Here is a 15,650-nt window from a genome sequence, read left to right as displayed (position 1 = left end):
CCGTTCCCCCCGCGCGGGGGGAACGGCACGGCCGGGGCGGCGGATCACCCGAAGACGACGTCCGAGCAGTTGTAGAACGCCTCGGGGCTGTCCGAGCGCTCCCACACCACGTACACGATGTGCTGGCCCTGCCGCTCGGGCAGGTCGACGTCCCAGTAGTACTCGGCGCCCTGGACGCCGCCCTGGCGCAGCGGCGGGTCGGTCACCTCGTCGATGAGCTCCAGGTCGTCCCAGGCGAGCGGGGAGCCGGGGTCCCACCCCTCCTCGGTGACGTAGGTGAAGAACGTACCCGGGTGCTGGGCCCAGGCGTTGTGGTGGAACTCGACCGTCTGCCCCGAGGGCAGGCCGGTGGTCGGCCAGTCGGTGCGCGCCGCGTTGAACGCGGAGAAGGCGGGAGTGGGCCCGCACAGCTCGCCGTCGGCCACGACCTCCTGGTGGCGGCCGTCGGCGTCGCCGATGAGGTTGCCGAACCAGTTCCAGAACGGGTACGAGCCGCCCTCGGCCAGGGCGTCGGCGCAGGCGGGGTTGGTCGGCTCGACGTTGCCGCCCGCGCCGCCCTCGAGTCCGTCGACGTAGCAGGCGTAGGTGCGGCTGGCGGGGTAGGTGAACGCGCCGTGGGCGGCGGCGGGCTGCGGGGCGAGCGACACGGCCAGCGCACCTGCGAGGGTGCCGGCCGCGGCGATCGCGCCCGCCTTGGTCACAGTCTTCACGGGGGGTCTTCCTTTCCGTCTGCGGGCCTGTCCGCCCGGCCTCCCGGCGGCTCCTCGCCCTGCCCGTTCCGGGTGGACCCGGCGAGGGCCCCGGCAGGGCTGCCCCGACCGCCCCTTTTCCTCGCACGATGGCGGCGCCCGCCGAGGAATCGGCTGCGCCGCCCCGACGGGGGCGGGGGCGTATCGGGACTTTCGTGAGCACCATGAACGGGCATTCATTTTGGGAACGCTCCCATGGCCTTGCACGGTGCAAGTTAACAGGAACGACACAGGCCCACAACGGGTCCTGGAGAAGAATTTTCGCGGTACGGATCGAACCGGACACGCTGAGCTACAGGCCCTTGCGGAACCCCGTCCGCCCTCGCACGGACCGGGCTCCCCTGACGTGCGCCGACCACCGCCCGGACACCCGGGGCCGCCTCCGCGCGAGCCCACCGCCGCGAACGCCGGAGTGCGCAAAGGTCAGTGTGTTCGCACCCTCAGGGAAGTATTCGGAACCGTGTCCGGCGAGGCCCGCCGACGCGCACCGCACTGGGTGGCGCGGCCCCCGTGCACGAGGGGCCCGGGGACATGGCCGGGGCCTCCCCGCCGACGGGGACCGCCCCGCCCCCTCCCCGGGCGGCCGCCCGGCCGGACCGGTGCCCCCGGGGGGGCACCCTCCCCGGTCAGCCCCAGAAACCGAAGCTGTACAGCAGGCCGTTGGTCGCCGCGACGACGCCCAGGGCGAGCACCGCCCCCGTGACGAACGAGGTGCGCAGCGAACGCACCAGGAACTCCAGCGACACCAGGTTGTTGAGGAGGAAGTAGCCCAGCATCGTCGCGTGCCAGAACCCGTCCATCGACAGCGGCTCGAAGTAGTAGGCCGAACCGGTCCACACATCCGTCTCGGTCGTGAACCACGCCCACGCCAGGGCCGCACCGTACCCCAGCGGGATCTGGATCAGCGGCAGGATCAGCAGCGGCAGGAGCTTGACGAAACCCCACAGGCCGGGCTGGTCGGCCCGGCGCGCCTCGGACTGCGCCCTGCGGGCCGCGTCCTGCTCCGCGCGCAGGCGGTCGCGGTGCACGCGCTCGGCCTCCTGCCGGCGGCGCTCCTCGATCCTCTGCTCCTCCATGCGGCGGCGCTGCTCCTCCTGCTGGCGCTGCTGCTCCGCGGCCAGGCGGCGCTGCTCCTCCTGCTGCCGGCGGCGCTCCTCCTCCTGGCGCCGCTGGTGGGCGCCGGTGTCGGCACGCCCGCCGCGGGGCCCGCCGTACAGGTCGGCGTAGGGGTCGTCCGCGCCCTGGTCGCCGTACGCCTGCCCCTGCTGGTACTGGGACGTGGCCCCCTGCCCGTACGGGGAGGCCGTCTGTCCGGGCTGCTGCTGCGTGGGCGGGAACTGCGCCGTGGGCTGGTACCCGCCCGGCGCGGAACCCGCCCCGTGGCCGGCGCCCTGCGTGCCCGCGACCCGGGTGGCCTGGTCGTCGCCGAACGCCCCCGCCGCGGCGGCTCCCCCCAGGGCCCCGGCCGCACCGCCCAGGGCGGCCGCGCCGCCGGCGCCGAGCACCTCCGTGCGCTGGTGGCCGCCGGTGGCCTGCGGGTCCCCCGCCGAGGTCGCCAGCGCCCGGTTGACCTTGGCCACCTGCTCCTGCACACCCGCCATCACCGCCGGGGGCAGCCAGGACGCCCCGGCGTGCACATCGCCCAGGTAGTCGAGGATCTCGCCCGGCCCGGGCCGCCCCTGCGGGTCCTTGGACAGGCAGGCGGCGACCAGGTGGCGCAGGCTCTCGGGCACCGCCGACAGGTCGGGCTCCCGGCTGATGATGCGCATGACCATGGTGGGCATGTTGCCCTCGCCGAAGGGCCCGGTGCCCGACGCCGCGAAGGCCAGGACGGCGCCGTAGGCGAACAGGTCGCCGGCAGGCGTCAGGTGCTCCCCCTGCACCTGCTCGGGGCTCATGAACCCCGGGGTCCCGATGATGGACTGGGTGGCGGCCGTGCCGTCCGTGGCACGGGCGATGCCGAAGTCGATCACCCGCGGCCCGTCCTCGGACAGCAGCACGTTGCCCGGCTTCAGGTCGCGGTGGATCAGGCCGACCCGGTGGATCTCCACGAGCGCCTCGGCGAGCCCCGCGGCGAGCACCCGCACACTCGCCTCCGGGAGCGGCCCGTACGCCTGCACCGCCTCGTCCAGGGGCAGCGAGGGAACGTAGGAGGTGACCAGCCACGGCACCTCGTCGTCGGGACCCGCGTCGATCACCGGGGCGGTGAACGCCCCGCTCACCTGGCGGGCCGCGGTGACCTCGCGCGCGAAGCGCTGGCGGAAGGAGGCGTCCGCGGCCAGGTGCGGATGGATGCGCTTGACCGCGACGGCCCGGCCGGCGGCCGAGCGTCCGAAGAACACCTGCCCCATGCCGCCGGCGCCCAGGCGCCCGATCAGCCGGTACCGGCCAATGCGTTCGGGGTCAGTGTTCTCTAGGGGACCCAACGTCCTCATCCTCCGACTCTGCCGCGACTGTCGTCCCGCGACTGCGCTCCCGGGACCCCCGCGATCGTAGCCAACGGCGGGTGGCGCGCCGACCGCGGACCGACCCCCGCGTCCGCGCGGGAAGGGGCCCAGTCTAGGGGGTTCGGCCGACACGGCACCCCTCCCTCCCGGAAGCGGGGGCGCGTGTCCGCCGTTCGCCGGACCCTGCCGGAAACGCCCCGGCCGACCGCGAAGTTCCCCCCTGGCCGCCACCGGCCAAGTTGCCGCACGCAGTGGCTGCGGCCCTCACGTCACACCTAGGGTCGTCCACATCACCCCCACTCGCACGGAGGACGCCGCGGACGCCGGCCCGGGGACGGCGTCCGGCCCGGCACAGGACCGCCACGGCGGCCCCCGCCGCGCCCGCGGGGCGGGGGACGCGTGCGCGAGGGAACGGGGGACCGGGTACGCGCCCTCCGGCCCGGCCCCCTCGGAACGGCACAGCGACCCCGGCCCGCCACCCGACAGCCGCTCCCCCGCCGCACTGCGTGCGAGGACGGGCCCGCCCGCCCGGGCCGGGAACGCCGGAGCACCGAGGAGAGGACCACACGGCCATGCAGACCATCGACGCACTGCGCATCGACGCCCGGCTGCGCGCGGCCCACAGCCTGTCATGGCTGTCCGCGCAGACGGGCGACCACCCCAGCCGCCTCCTGCACCACCCCTGGCGCGACAACCCCTACCCGACCTTCCGGCGGATGCGCTCCCAGGGCCCCTTCACCACCAGCAAGCTCGGCTTCCGCTCCGCCAACACCTACGAGGCGGTGAGCACCCTCCTGCGCAGCCGGGACTTCGGCGTGCAACCGCCCGCCGGGGCCGCCCTCCCCGGACAGTTCGACATCATCGACCTGTCCTTCCTCACGCTCGACCCGCCCGAGCACACCCGTCTGCGCGCCCTCGCCCGCCCCGCCTTCAGCCCGAGCCGCATGGCCGGGTACCGCACCGAGATCGAGAAGATCACCCACGAACTCCTCGACACGGCGACCGCCCGGCGCGACTTCGACCTCATGCGCGACTTCGCCCAACCCCTGCCGATCGCGGTGATCAGCCGCCTCCTGGGCATCCCCGAGTCCGACGACGCCCGGTTCGTCCAGATCGGCCACACCATCGGCGGCGCCCTGGACGGCGCCCGCTCGGCGGGCCACCTGCGCCGGATCGACAAGGCCTCGGCCGAACTGGACGCCCTCTTCGACCGGCTCATGGCCGAACGGCGCACCCGCCCCCGCGAGGACGTGATCTCCGCCCTGGTCGCCGAGGCCGACGACGGCGCGCTCACCCCCGCCGCACTGCGCGCGATGTGCCGCCTGCTGCTGGTCGCCGGGTTCGAGACCACGGTCAACCTGATCGGGAACGGGGTCATGGCCCTGCTGCGCCACCGCGAACAGTGGGAACGGCTGGTGCAGGACCCCGGCCTGGCGCCGGGGGCCGTGGAAGAGGTCCTGCGCTTCGACTCACCGGTGCAGATGACCACCAGATGGGCGCACACCGAGTCGACCGTGCAGGGCAGGCGACTGCAACCGGGCGACTACGCGCTGTGCCTGATCGGGTCCGCCAACCGCGACCCGGACCGCTTCGAGGACCCCGACCGGTTCGACATCACCCGCGAGGACGCCTCCGACCACCTCTCCTTCTCCAGCGGCGCCCACTACTGCCTGGGAGCCCCGCTGGCCCGCCTCGAGGGCGAGATCGCCCTGCGCGCCCTCGCCGAACGGCTCCCGCGCCTGCGCCCCACCGCCGTCCCCACCCGCCGCGGCACCACCGTCGTACGCTCCCTGTCCCGGTTCCCCGTCACCACCGGCACCCCCTGAGGAGGAACCCCCGCACGACACGCGCGACCCGACCCCGGCGTGCCCCACCGGCACACAGGCCCAGCGAGAGGAACCCCGGTGGAACCGAGCCCGCGAGAACCCGAGGAACACGGCACACCGGCGGACCACAGGCACGACACGGCCCCCGGCGCCCGCCGGGCCCCCACCCGGGCAAGGGGCGCGCTGCTGACCGCCGGCGCCCTGGGCGCGGCGGTCCTCACGGTCACCGCGACCCTGCTCCTCGCCCTGCCCGACCGGGCGCCGGTCGGCGAACTCCCCGCGCTGGCCCGCTCGCACGGCATCGGCCTGGGGGTGGCCGTGGCCGTGGACCCGCTGGCCCGCGACGGCGGCTACCAGGACGTGGTCACCTCCAACTACACCTCCGTCACCGCGGAGAACACCATGAAGTGGGAGTACGTGCAGCCCGAGCGGGACGAGTTCGACTGGAGCGGCCCCGACGCGGTGGTGGACTTCGCCCGACGCCACGGCCTCGGCGTGCGCGGCCACACCCTGCTCTGGCACAACCAGCAGCCGCCCTGGCTGTCCGAGGGGACCTGGACCGGCACGGAGCTGCGCGAGGTGATGCGCGAGCACACGGACGCGCTGCTGGGCCGCTACCGGGGCAGGATCACCACCTGGGACGTCATCAACGAACCCCTCGTCGACGACGGCCCCCGGCTGCGGGACAACCTGTGGCACCGGGTCCTGGGCGAGGACTACATCGCCGAGGCGCTGCGCATGGCCCACGAGGCCGACCCCGGGGCCAGGCTCTACATCAACGAGTTCGGCATCGAGGGCGCCGGCCCCAAGGCCGACGCCCTCCACACCCTGGTGACCGACCTGCTGGACCGCGGCGTGCCGCTGCACGGCATCGGCTTCCAGGGACACTTCGTCCACGGCTCCGTCCCCGAGGACCTCACCGAGCAGATGCGCCGCTACAGCGACCTCGGCCTGGACGTCACCGTCAGCGAACTCGACGTGCGCATACCCGAACCGGCCGGACAGGAACAGCTGGAGGAACAGGCCCGGGAGTACCGGCGGGTGGTCCAGGCCTGCCTGGACGTGCCCCGGTGCGTCAACGTCACGGTGTGGGGCGTCAGCGACCAGCACTCCTGGATCCCCGAGTGGTTCCCCGGCTACACCGCGGCCCTGCCCTTCGACGGCTCCTACCGGCCCAAACCCGCCCTGGCAGGCATGGCGCAGGCCCTGGAACGACGCCGGACAGGGACCCGACCGGGCCGGACGACCCCGCGCACGCCCCCGGGCCACAGGACACGGCTCAAAAACTCAAAGGGACCAGGTATTCGGGAACCACGACCCGCGTCCGCGGAGCGACCCGCAACACCTCCGCCGTGAACTCCTCCACACCCATCCCCTCCCCCGTCCCGTCCAGGGGCGGGTTCACCAACTCCCGCTCGAAGTGGTCCCAGTGCACGGGCACGACCGTGGCCGGCCTGTCCAGCGCCTCGATGAGCCGCGGCACGTACTCGTGCGTACTGGAGGTCGACGGCAGCGCGACCATCGCCACGTCCGGCGCCAGCCCCGCCACCTCCCGCTCCGCGAAGTCGCTCGCCCCCATCAAGAACACCGACGGCCCCGACCCCGGCCGCACCTGGAAGGCGAGGGTGTCGCCCTCCGGCAGGTCCGCGACCGTGACCGGGGCCTCGGGGACACCGACGCGCACCCCGGGGAAGAGCACCGACCTGGAGGCGTTGCGGCTGTGCAGCGCCCGGACGACCTCCACCACGCACCCGCCGAAGTCCAGAACCTCCCCGCCCCGCACCGTGGACACCTGGCCCGCGGGAACCCCCATCGCCCGGGCCAGGTGGTACGTCGTCAGGGTCCCCACGACCCGCGCCCCCGTCGTGGTCGCGATGTGGGGGACGTCGGAGAAGTGGTCCCAGTGGCTGTGGGTCACCAGGACGACGCCGTCCTCACCGAGGTCGGCGGTGTGCTCGTCCACGAGCACCGGGTCCACGACCAGCTCCGTCGCGGCGTCGAACCCCCGCTCGGGGTCGAACAGGCCGGTGGAGAACCGGGTGAGGAACGGATCCACCAGAATCGGCGCCCGCCCCGGGACATCGATGCGCCAACCACTGGTCCCCAGCCACCGGAACGTCGCACCCGACCCCCCGCCCGAGGACTCCGACGGCGCCCCCGCCACCGCACCCGCCGCCCCCGACAGCAAGGGCGTGAGCGCCCCCGCCGCCACCGCACCCCGCAGGAAACCCCGTCGTCCGATCGCCATGCGCCGGTCACCTCTTCCACCCGCTCCCGAGCCCGGCCCCGGTGGACCGAACGGCGCACAGCCAAACACGGGCTCCGAACAGGCGTCCAATAAGCAGGCGGCACCCGACCATAGGCGTTCGCCTATCGGCCCCGGTCCACCCCGGTCCGCCCCGCCGCGGGCAGCCCGGAAACCCGGCGCAGCCGCTCCACCGCACCGCGCGCCGCACGCCCCAGCGCCAGGTCCGCCTCCAGCCCCGTCCTCCCCGGGTCGGGGCCGACCGCGCACACCGCCACGGCATAGCGCGCACCGTCCGGGTACTCCACCACGCCCGCCTCCGCACGAAGCCCCGGCAGCGTGCCGGACTTGGCACTCACCCGCACCCCCGGACCGAACCCCGACGCGATCCGCGTACGCACGAGCTGGCGCGCCATGAGATCGCGGACGAACGCGCACGCCTCCGGCTGCGCGGCCCCGTCCGTCCACACCAGCCGCAGGAGCCGCGTCAGATCCGCCGGCGTGCCGGACGTGACGCGCCCCAGCACACCGGCCGGCAGGACCGCGGAACCCGCACCCCCCGGCCCGCCCTCCTCCAACAGGATCCGCAACAGGTCCCGGGGACCGCCCGTGAAACGGGTGGAACCCAGCCCCAGCTCGGCCGCCAGCAGCTGGACGGGCTCCACGCCCACCCGGTCCACGAGCAGGTCGGCCGCCGTGTTGTCGCTGACGGTCATCGCCAGGTGGGCGCAGTCGCGCAGGGACAACTCGACGTCGTCGGCGAAGTCCGCGATGCCCGACCCGCCCAGGCGGTCCGCGCGCCGCGCCACGACCCGCTCGGCCGGATCCAGGATCCCCGCCCCGGCCTGACGGGCGAACTCCAGGACGATGAGGACCTTGGCGACGGAGGCCAGCACGACGGGGACGTCCGCGAGGCGCCCCCACTCACGGGTCCCGTCGACCTCGCGAACGTGCACGCGCACGGCAGGGGCGTCGGTGGTGGTCACGGCGCTCACGCTACAACCCCTTCCGCTAGTGTCTGGCCGTGGATCTCGGACGACACCTGCGGTACTTCCTGGTCGTGGCACGCGAAGGCCACTTCGGCGAGGCGGCGGTCGAGCTGGGCATCGCCCAGCCGGCCCTGAGCCAATCGGTGCGCCGGCTGGAGGAGGAACTGGGCGTCACCCTCTTCGACCGGTCACGCCGCCGGGTCTCCCTCACCCCCGCCGGACGCCTCCTGATCTCCCAGGCCCGCGACCTCGTCGCGGGCGAGGCCCGGCTCAGGGAGACCATGCGCCGCACACGCGACGGCGAACTCGGCACCCTCCGGGCCGCTGTACGACCCGGCACCCCGGCGACGGCACTGCGCGGCCTCCTCCGGGGCATGGCCGAACACGCCCCCGGACTGGACGTCGACCTGTGCGAGATGACCGGCGCCGAACTCGTGCGCGCCCTGGGCGAGGGCACCGTCGACACCGGCCTCCTCACCACACCCTTCGAGGGCTCCGGCCTGCTCGGCGAACCGGTGCTCCGGGAGGAGCTGGGCGCGGTGCTCCCCCGGGCCGAGGCGCCACCGCACTCCGCCCCCGTCGCCCTCGCCGACCTGGCCGACCGCGAACTCGTCCTGTCCGCGCGCCGCTCGGACCCCGCCTGGTTCGAGCGCGTCCTGTCCGTGTGCCGGGCACACGGATGGACGCCTCCCAGGGTCCGGGAGGCCGGCGACGCGGGATTCCTGCTGGGCCTGGTCCTGGCAGGCCTCGGCGTGGGACTGGAGAGCGCACGGGTGGCCGCACGGGAGCCCCGCCTGGCCTGGCGCCCGCTGGAGGGCGCACCCCTGCTCCGGAACACGGAGGCGGTACGCCCCGCCCGGGACGCCCACCCGGCCGCCCCCGCCTTCGCCGAGGTGGCCGCACGGGTACTCGCCGAACACCCCCGCAGCGCCCTCGCCGACCCCCACGGGGAACGCCCCTGGTCACTGGTCTACGGAGGCGGAACCCTCACCCGCCCCCGGTGAGAACCCGGCCGGCGCCCCGCCGGACACCCCCCAATGGGAAGCGCCGCACGGACGGCGCCGGTAGGGTCGTGCCGTCCGTGACCGCCGACGAGCCGTGAGGTGTTCGGCATGCCTTAGACCCGTGGCCCCCCGCCCTTCTTCGTCACCGCCGGAACCGACGACGAAGAAGAGGAACCCGTGCACGAGACAACACCCCCACCACACCCCATCAGGGTCCCCGAGACCCTGGCGCCGCTCCTGGACCGCGAGTTCGGCACCGAGTGGACCTCCGGCCTGCCCGCACTGACCGCACACCTGCTCCGACGGTGGAACCTGCACCCCACGGGCACGCCCATGCACGGCATGGTCGCCCTCGTGGTCCCGGTGCGGCGCGCCGACGGCGCCCCCGCCGTGCTCAAGATGCAACCCGTCGACGAAGAGACCGAGGGCGAACCCCGGGCCCTGCGCGCCTGGGCGGGAGACGGAGCCGTCCGCCTCCTGGACCACGACCCGGACACCGGTGCCCTGCTCCTCGAAGCCCTCGACCCCACCCGCACCCTCGAACACGCACCCCTGGACCAGGCCCTCACCACCGTCGGCGAACTCCTCGCCCGGCTCGGCGCGCACCCCGGACCGGCCGGGGTACGCAGGCTCGCAACCATGACCCGGTCCCTGGTGGAACGTGTCCGCCCCTTCCTGACCGACGAACGGATCGACAGCCGCGCACGCCGTTCCCTGGCCCGCTGGACGGCGGTCGCCCGGGAGATGGCCGACGAACCCGGCGACCGGCTCCTGCACTGGGACCTGCACTACGCCAACGTCCTCGCACCCCTGCCCGGCACACGCCCCGACCCCTGGGTCGCCATCGACCCCAAACCGCTCGTCGGCGACCCCGGATACGAGCTGATGCCCGCGCTCCGCAACAGGTTCGCCGAGGAGGCGGCCCCCGGCGGCGCCCCCGCCTCCGTACGCCGCAGGTTCGACCGGCTGACCGGCGCCGCAGGCATCGACCGGGACCGCGCCCGCGCCTGGACCCTCGTCCGCGCCCTGGAGGACTGCCTCTGGCAGCTGGAGGAGGGAAAGCGCACACGGTTCGGCGCCACCAGGGCCGTCGCCGACGCCCTGACCGGGTGAGGCACCCGGCGGGCGGCGGCAGGGCCCGCCGCCCGGCGAGCGTGCCCCGGCCCCTCCCGGCCGACACGTCCGGGCCGGGGCGTGGGCGGGCCGCCCCCGCAGCGGCGTCCCGCCCTCCCGGGCCGAGGCGCCCGCACCCGGGACCGGCGAACCGCTCAGGCGGCGACGAGCGCCCGGCGGTACTCGGTGGGACTCACACCGCGCAGGCGCTTGAACGCCACGCTCAGCGCGAACGTGTTCGCGTAGCCCACGCTCCGGGCGATCGAGGCGACCGTGGCGTCCCCTCCGCGCAGCAGGTCGGCCGCCCTGGCGATACGCCAACCGGTCAGGTACGCCATGGGCGGCTCTCCGACCAGCGACGTGAACCGGCGCGCCAGCGAGGCCCGGGAGACCCCGCAGCCGTCCGCCAGGGCGGCGACCGTCCACGGGCGCGCCGGGGCGTCGTGGAGCAGCCGCAGGGCCCGGCCCACCACAGGATCGCCCATGGCGGCGTACCAGGAGGGGGCCCGGGTGCCGGGGCGGTCGAACCACGCACGCAGGGTGGAGATGAGCAGCAGGTCCAGCAGGCGGTCCAGGACCACCTGCTGCCCGGGCGCCCGGCAGACGACCTCCTCGGCGATCATGGAGGTGACAGGGCGGTGGCAGTCGTCCGCCGGCACCACCAGCACCTCGGGGAGGGCGGAGAGCAGGCGCCGGCTGACCTCTCCCCCGACCTCGTACGAGGCCCCGAGCAACCGGTCCGGGGCGTCGGGGCGGTCCCCGTAGGTGCGCGGCCCGAGCAGGGCCCCCTCGTCGAACTCCTCCCCCTCTGGGGTCGTACAGAGGTCGGCGCCGTGCACCAGGCAGGTGGGCCGGGTGTCCGGACGGTCCGCCACGGTGTACGGATCGGGACCGCGCACGATCGCGACGTCACCGGTGCCGAGCGCGACCGGTTCGCCGTGCGCCGGAACGACCCAGCCACGCCCGCGCACCATGGTGGCCACGCTCAACGGCGACCGGTTCTCGAAGCGCACGGCCCAGGGAGGGGCCATGATCGACTGGCTGAACAGGGCCCCCCGGGCCCGGACTCCGTCCAACAGGTCAGCGAGAGCATCCATGTCCCCACCTTAGACGCGAAGACATCGGAGTGAGGCTTTCAACCATGGATCGTCTCACTCTCCTCCGGTTGACTCAGGGCATGACAGACACACGGAACACTGCGCGAAGCACGGCCCGGCGACCGGTCCTGGTGGTCGGCGCCACGGGCAAGACGGGCCGGAGGGTGGCGGCGCGGCTGCGCGCAGCCGGACACGAGGTGCGCGCGGCGTCGCGCTCCGGGGCATGGCCCTTCGACTGGAACGACCGCACCACGTGGGGCCCTGCCTTGGAGGGCGTGGAGACGGCCTACGTGGTCCCCTTCGACCCCGCACCGGTCGTACGGCCCTTCGTCGAGCAGGCCGAGGCCGCAGGACTGCGCAGGCTCGTGCTCCTCTCCGGCCGGGGGATCGACGACCCCGACTACCTGCCCGGAGACGCCCTGGCGGGCAGCACGCTCGTGGACGCCGAGGAGGCCGTCCGCTCCAGCGGCCTGGAGTGGACGATCCTCCGGCCGGGATGGTTCTCCCAGAACTTCGACGAGGGCTTCCTCGCCGACATGGTCGGCTCCGGCAGGATCGGGCTGCCCGCCGGGGACGGCGCGGCGAGTTTCGTCGACGCGGAGGACATCGCGGACGTGGCCGTCGCCGCCCTCACCGGGACGGGACACGCGGGTCTGATCCACGAACTGTCGGGACCCCGCGCCCTGACCCTGGCGGAGGTGGCGGCGGAGATCTCCGCGGCCACCGGACGGACGGTGGAGTACGTCGCGCTCCCACCGGAGGAGTTCGTCGCGGAGCTCGTCGGCCAGGGGGTGGGGGCCGAGGACGCCGAGGCGTTGGCGACGACGGTCTCCCCCATCCTGCGCGGCAAGGACGCGCACCTGTCGGAGGGGGTCCAGCGGGTTCTGGGACGCGAGCCGCGGGCCTTCGGGGAGTACGTGAGGAATGCGGTGGCATCGGGTGCCTGGGTCGGTTCCGAATCGGTTTCGGAAAAAAGAGGAACGGCCACCTTTACCTCGTAGATTCACGCAAGTCGCCGAGGAAGGCGGCGTGCACGCCGGGGCCGCCCCCGGCCCTCCTCCGCCGGGCACTCGACGGAGCGGCCCGCGACCGGGTCCTGACACCCGCGAGCCGGCGGAGGTGGGAGCGGGCCCCGGGGGCGCACCTCCACGGGCTCCTCCGGGGGCGTCGGCGGGCCTGAAGGTGGAACGCACGCCCCCGGCAGGAGCGCCGGGGGCGTGCGTGCGCGGAGGCGTGCCCGTGGGTGCGGGGAGGTCCCCGCGCTCCCCCGCCACCGCGCCGGTCCGGGGTACCGGGGTACGCCCTCCGCGCGGGAGCGCTATCGGCACACCCTCGCGGTCAGGCCCGCGACGCCTTCCAGTAGGCGACGTCCGCGGCGCGGTTGAAGTAGGCGTTGGTGCACACGTCGTACTTGTCGCCCTCGGTGGAGTGCTGGTTGGTCTCCAGGAAGCCGCCGTTGCCGGCGTAGAGGTTCCAGATCAGGAGCACGTCACCGGTGCGCACGTGCTGGTCGGTGGGGATGGAGGTCTGCGCGAAGATCCGCCACCGCCCGGTGCCCTCGGCGCGGTCCCGGCTCTGGGAGGTCGACACGTCGTACTTGGCGCCGGCGGACTTCTGGGTGCTGCTGGCGTGGCCGTTGGTGTCGAGGTAGCCGCCGTCGCCGCCGTAGAGGTTGCGCAGCCAGACGACGTCACCGCTGAGGACGTTCGCACCGGTGGCCCTGCCCTCGGGCGAGAGGATCTCCCAGGTCCCGGTTCCCGGTCCGCGGGTGGGGGTGTCCGCGGTCTGCACCCCGTACTTGGCAGGGGCCGGGCGGTGGTTGATGCTGTCGAGGTAACCGCCGTGCCAGCCGTTGTAGCCGTTCAGCAGGTGGATCCGGTCGCCGAACCTGATCTCGTTGGCCATACAACCTCTTCCTGTACCAGTGCGCTGCCGGTGGCGGTGCTCGGCCGGGCCGGTGAGCAGAACCGGCCGACGACCACCGCCGGGACAAACGTATCCACTGGTTCACTTTGCGTAACAGGACTGTCCCGACCCGGCCAATCACACCGAATCCACCCCTGGAGCCGACCGGTGTGCTAAGCGCGCTCACCGGCGACGCGAGTCCGCCGTCCGGCGCAGGCACCGCCCGCCGGGCCCCGCGGGACGGACGGGAGGGGGCTCAGGCCGCCTTCCCGGAGAACGGACCCCCTTCCCCGAAGGCGAACCCGGCGAAGCGCTCCCCGATGCGCCGGTGCGTGGCGGCGTCCGGATGGAGCCGGTCGGGCAGGGGCAGTTCGTCGGCGTCCGCCCCGCCGTAGAGGACCAGGCCGTCCAGGTAGTGCAGGTTCGGGTCCTCGGCCGCCCGCTGCCGTACGATCCGTGCCAGCTCCTCCCGGACCACGGTGAGCGTCAGCTTGCCCTCGGCCCGCTCGGCCGGGTCCCCGTTGGCCCGGAACCGCAGCTCACCCGTCCGGAGGGCCTCGGCGTCGAAACCGCAGGGCCCGGGGGTGTCCTCGTGGATGGCGCAGTGGATCGGCGAGACGACCAGCAGCGGCGCCTCGGGGTGGCCCTCGCGGATCGTGTCGAGGAAACCGTGCACCGCGGGGCCGAAGGCGCGCAGGCGCATCAGGTCGCCGTTGACCAGGTTGAGGCCGATCTTGACGCTGATCAGGTCGGCGTCGGTGTCGCGCATGGCGCGGGCGGTGAAGGGGTCGAGCAGGGCGCCGCCGCCCAGGCCGAGGTTGACCAGGTCCACGCCGCCGAGCGATGCGGCCAGCGCGGGCCAGGTGGTGGTGGGGCTCGCCGCGTCGGAGCCGTGGCTGACGGAACTGCCGTGGTGCAGCCACACCCGGCGTCCCCGGTCCGGCAGGGGCGCTATCGGGGCGTCGGCCCGCAGGGCGACGATCTCGGTGGTCTCGTTGTGCGGGAGCCAGATCTCGACGTCCTTGTCCCGGTCGGGCAGGCCGGCGAAGCGGAGTGTGGCCGCGGGACCCCGGCTGTGCTCCACGGCGCCGGTCGCCAGGTCGACGCGCAGGGTGTCACCTCCGGTCGCGACGGCCTGGTCGGTGAGGCGGCCGTCGACGAGCAGGTCGTACACCCCGGCGGGACGGGGCGGCGCTCCCGGGTAGACGCGTCTGGTGGGCACCGTGTCGAGTTCGACGGCGGTGGCCCGAGTGCGGAAGGCCAGGCGCACCCCGGAGGGCTGGGACTCCGCCATGGCGAGCTGCGGGTCGGCGCACTGGGCCCGGGCCCGGGCGGGGAGCCTGTGCGGGAGCAGTCCGCGTTCGGTGCGCTCCAGGTCGAGGGCTCCGCGCAGGAGCTCCGGTGTGACGGTCGTGGTGGTCCAGTCGTCCTGGGCGTGCATGGTGGCGGCCTCCTGTGGTGGTCGTGTGTGCGTGGTGGGCCGGTCCGGCGCCCGGGCACGGCAGGACGGCGCCGAGGCGACAGCTCACCTGAACCGGTGCCGGAACTGGGCACCGGCACCGTGCGCAAGGGGCGGGCGGGTGCCCGCCGCAGTTCAGGCCGCGGGCCAGTTGCGCAGCAGAGCGTCGAGGGCGTCGATGGTCCGCGACCAGGTCTCCTGGGTGTCGGGGGCGCTGTGGCTGAACCCTCCCCCCATCTCCAGGGTCACGTAGCCGTGGAAGACGCTGCCCAGCAGGCGGACCGCGTGGGTCTGGTCCGGTTCGTCCAGCTCGTAGCCGCGCAGGATCGCCCGGGTCGTCCGGGCGTGCCTGACGCCGGCGCTGGCGGCCGCCGTCTCCGGGTCGAGTCTGAGCTGGGCCGCCTCGTAGCGGCCGGGATGCTCGCGGGCGTAGTCGCGGTAGACGTTCGCGAGAGCGCCGAGGGCGTCCTTTCCCGCCCGGCCCGCCACGGCCTCGGAGGCCCGGTCGGCCATCTCCTCCAGGGCGAGCAGCGCGATCCGGGTCCTCAGGTCCCGGGAGCTGCGCACGTGCGAGTACAGGCTTGCGACCTTGACGTCGAACCGCCTGGCCAGCGCCGAGGCGGTCACGTTCTCGAAGCCGACCTCGTCGGCCATCTCCGCGCCCTCCCGGGCGAGGCGCTCCGGGGTCAGTCCCGCGCGTGCCATCATGCTTTCTCCGTTCGCCTTGAAGTACCCTACTTCTCCCTAAAGCCTTTAGGCAAGTCCCGTCAGATCGAAGGCCGACGGGGACGGAAAAGGGCCGGGCCGTCCGCGAGG

The 15,650-nt window shown here is 74.1% G+C and carries 13 protein-coding genes; 5 read left to right on the top strand and 8 right to left on the bottom strand.

Translation table 11 applies throughout. The annotated features are described in order from the left end of the window. Positions 1-44: 44 nt before the first annotated feature. Positions 45-710: a lytic polysaccharide monooxygenase auxiliary activity family 9 protein gene (locus ACWGL3_RS24765; protein ID WP_267944518.1), complete on the bottom strand. Its 666-nt coding sequence runs from the start codon at positions 708-710 to the stop codon at positions 45-47. A 665-nt stretch (positions 711-1,375) separates the two neighbouring features. Next, entirely contained in the window at positions 1,376-3,184 is a 1,809-nt protein-coding gene (locus ACWGL3_RS24760) for a serine/threonine protein kinase (protein ID WP_355011848.1), read from the bottom strand. A gap of 584 nt (positions 3,185-3,768) precedes the next feature. Here ACWGL3_RS24760 and ACWGL3_RS24755 point away from each other — a divergent pair. Then, positions 3,769-5,022 (top strand): cytochrome P450, encoded by a 1,254-nt coding sequence (locus ACWGL3_RS24755; RefSeq protein ID WP_267944520.1) that lies wholly within the window; start codon positions 3,769-3,771, stop codon positions 5,020-5,022. A 183-nt stretch (positions 5,023-5,205) separates the two neighbouring features. Next, a complete protein-coding gene (locus ACWGL3_RS24750; RefSeq protein WP_431061531.1) occupies positions 5,206-6,378 on the top strand; it encodes an endo-1,4-beta-xylanase in 1,173 nt (390 codons plus the stop codon). On the opposite strand, the gene ACWGL3_RS24745 is transcribed toward ACWGL3_RS24750, so the two are convergent. Further along, positions 6,302-7,270 carry an MBL fold metallo-hydrolase gene (locus ACWGL3_RS24745; RefSeq protein WP_267944521.1) on the bottom strand — a complete coding sequence of 323 codons (969 nt, stop codon included), beginning with the start codon at positions 7,268-7,270 and terminating at the stop codon, positions 6,302-6,304. The genes ACWGL3_RS24750 and ACWGL3_RS24745 overlap by 77 nt on opposite strands. Positions 7,271-7,392: 122 nt before the next feature. Next, positions 7,393-8,253 carry a serine hydrolase gene (locus ACWGL3_RS24740; RefSeq protein ID WP_267944522.1) on the bottom strand — a complete coding sequence of 287 codons (861 nt, stop codon included), beginning with the start codon at positions 8,251-8,253 and terminating at the stop codon, positions 7,393-7,395. A 38-nt stretch (positions 8,254-8,291) separates the two neighbouring features. Between ACWGL3_RS24740 and ACWGL3_RS24735 the strand changes: the two genes are divergently transcribed. After that, positions 8,292-9,260 carry a LysR family transcriptional regulator gene (locus ACWGL3_RS24735; protein WP_267944523.1) on the top strand — a complete coding sequence of 323 codons (969 nt, stop codon included), beginning with the start codon at positions 8,292-8,294 and terminating at the stop codon, positions 9,258-9,260. Positions 9,261-9,437: 177 nt separating this feature from the next. Further along, the gene (locus ACWGL3_RS24730) at positions 9,438-10,373 is read left to right on the top strand and encodes an aminoglycoside phosphotransferase family protein (protein WP_267944524.1); all 936 of its coding nucleotides are present in this window, start codon (positions 9,438-9,440) and stop codon (positions 10,371-10,373) included. A gap of 155 nt (positions 10,374-10,528) precedes the next feature. Here ACWGL3_RS24730 and ACWGL3_RS24725 read toward each other — a convergent pair whose 3' ends face one another. After that, positions 10,529-11,470 (bottom strand): AraC family transcriptional regulator, encoded by a 942-nt coding sequence (locus ACWGL3_RS24725; RefSeq protein WP_267944525.1) that lies wholly within the window; start codon positions 11,468-11,470, stop codon positions 10,529-10,531. An 80-nt stretch (positions 11,471-11,550) separates the two neighbouring features. Between ACWGL3_RS24725 and ACWGL3_RS24720 the strand changes: the two genes are divergently transcribed. After that, a complete protein-coding gene (locus ACWGL3_RS24720) occupies positions 11,551-12,471 on the top strand; it encodes an NAD(P)H-binding protein (protein ID WP_267944526.1) in 921 nt (306 codons plus the stop codon). Positions 12,472-12,808: 337 nt separating this feature from the next. Here ACWGL3_RS24720 and ACWGL3_RS24715 read toward each other — a convergent pair whose 3' ends face one another. From ACWGL3_RS24715 to ACWGL3_RS24705, 3 genes are all read right to left on the bottom strand, one after another. Continuing rightward, positions 12,809-13,375: a hypothetical protein gene (locus ACWGL3_RS24715; protein WP_452461840.1), complete on the bottom strand. Its 567-nt coding sequence runs from the start codon at positions 13,373-13,375 to the stop codon at positions 12,809-12,811. Positions 13,376-13,631: 256 nt separating this feature from the next. After that, complete coding sequence (locus tag ACWGL3_RS24710) at positions 13,632-14,816, bottom strand: GDSL-type esterase/lipase family protein (protein ID WP_267944528.1); 1,185 nt, start codon at positions 14,814-14,816, stop codon at positions 13,632-13,634. A 153-nt stretch (positions 14,817-14,969) separates the two neighbouring features. Further along, positions 14,970-15,539, bottom strand: coding sequence for a TetR/AcrR family transcriptional regulator (locus ACWGL3_RS24705; protein WP_267944529.1), 570 nt, complete (start codon positions 15,537-15,539; stop codon positions 14,970-14,972). Between the last annotated feature and the right edge of the window lie 111 nt (positions 15,540-15,650).

It is taken from the genome of Nocardiopsis sp. NPDC055824, from assembly GCF_053616335.1.
The sequence above is the reverse complement of the archived record's forward strand: the minus strand, read 5'-3'. Positions and strand labels throughout refer to the sequence as shown.

Bases quoted from the DNA above. Each gene is read 5' to 3' on its own strand.
- ACWGL3_RS24760 (WP_355011848.1), bottom strand. From the start codon at position 3,184: ATGAGGACGTTGGGTCCCCTAGAGAACACTGACCCCGAACGCATTGGC.
- ACWGL3_RS24755 (WP_267944520.1), top strand. From the start codon at position 3,769: ATGCAGACCATCGACGCACTGCGCATCGACGCCCGGCTGCGCGCGGCC.
- ACWGL3_RS24745 (WP_267944521.1), bottom strand. From the start codon at position 7,270: ATGGCGATCGGACGACGGGGTTTCCTGCGGGGTGCGGTGGCGGCGGGG.
- ACWGL3_RS24725 (WP_267944525.1), bottom strand. From the start codon at position 11,470: ATGGATGCTCTCGCTGACCTGTTGGACGGAGTCCGGGCCCGGGGGGCC.
- ACWGL3_RS24720 (WP_267944526.1), top strand. From the start codon at position 11,551: ATGACAGACACACGGAACACTGCGCGAAGCACGGCCCGGCGACCGGTC.
- ACWGL3_RS24715 (WP_452461840.1), bottom strand. From the start codon at position 13,375: ATGGCCAACGAGATCAGGTTCGGCGACCGGATCCACCTGCTGAACGGC.
- ACWGL3_RS24710 (WP_267944528.1), bottom strand. From the start codon at position 14,816: ATGCACGCCCAGGACGACTGGACCACCACGACCGTCACACCGGAGCTC.
- ACWGL3_RS24705 (WP_267944529.1), bottom strand. From the start codon at position 15,539: ATGGCACGCGCGGGACTGACCCCGGAGCGCCTCGCCCGGGAGGGCGCG.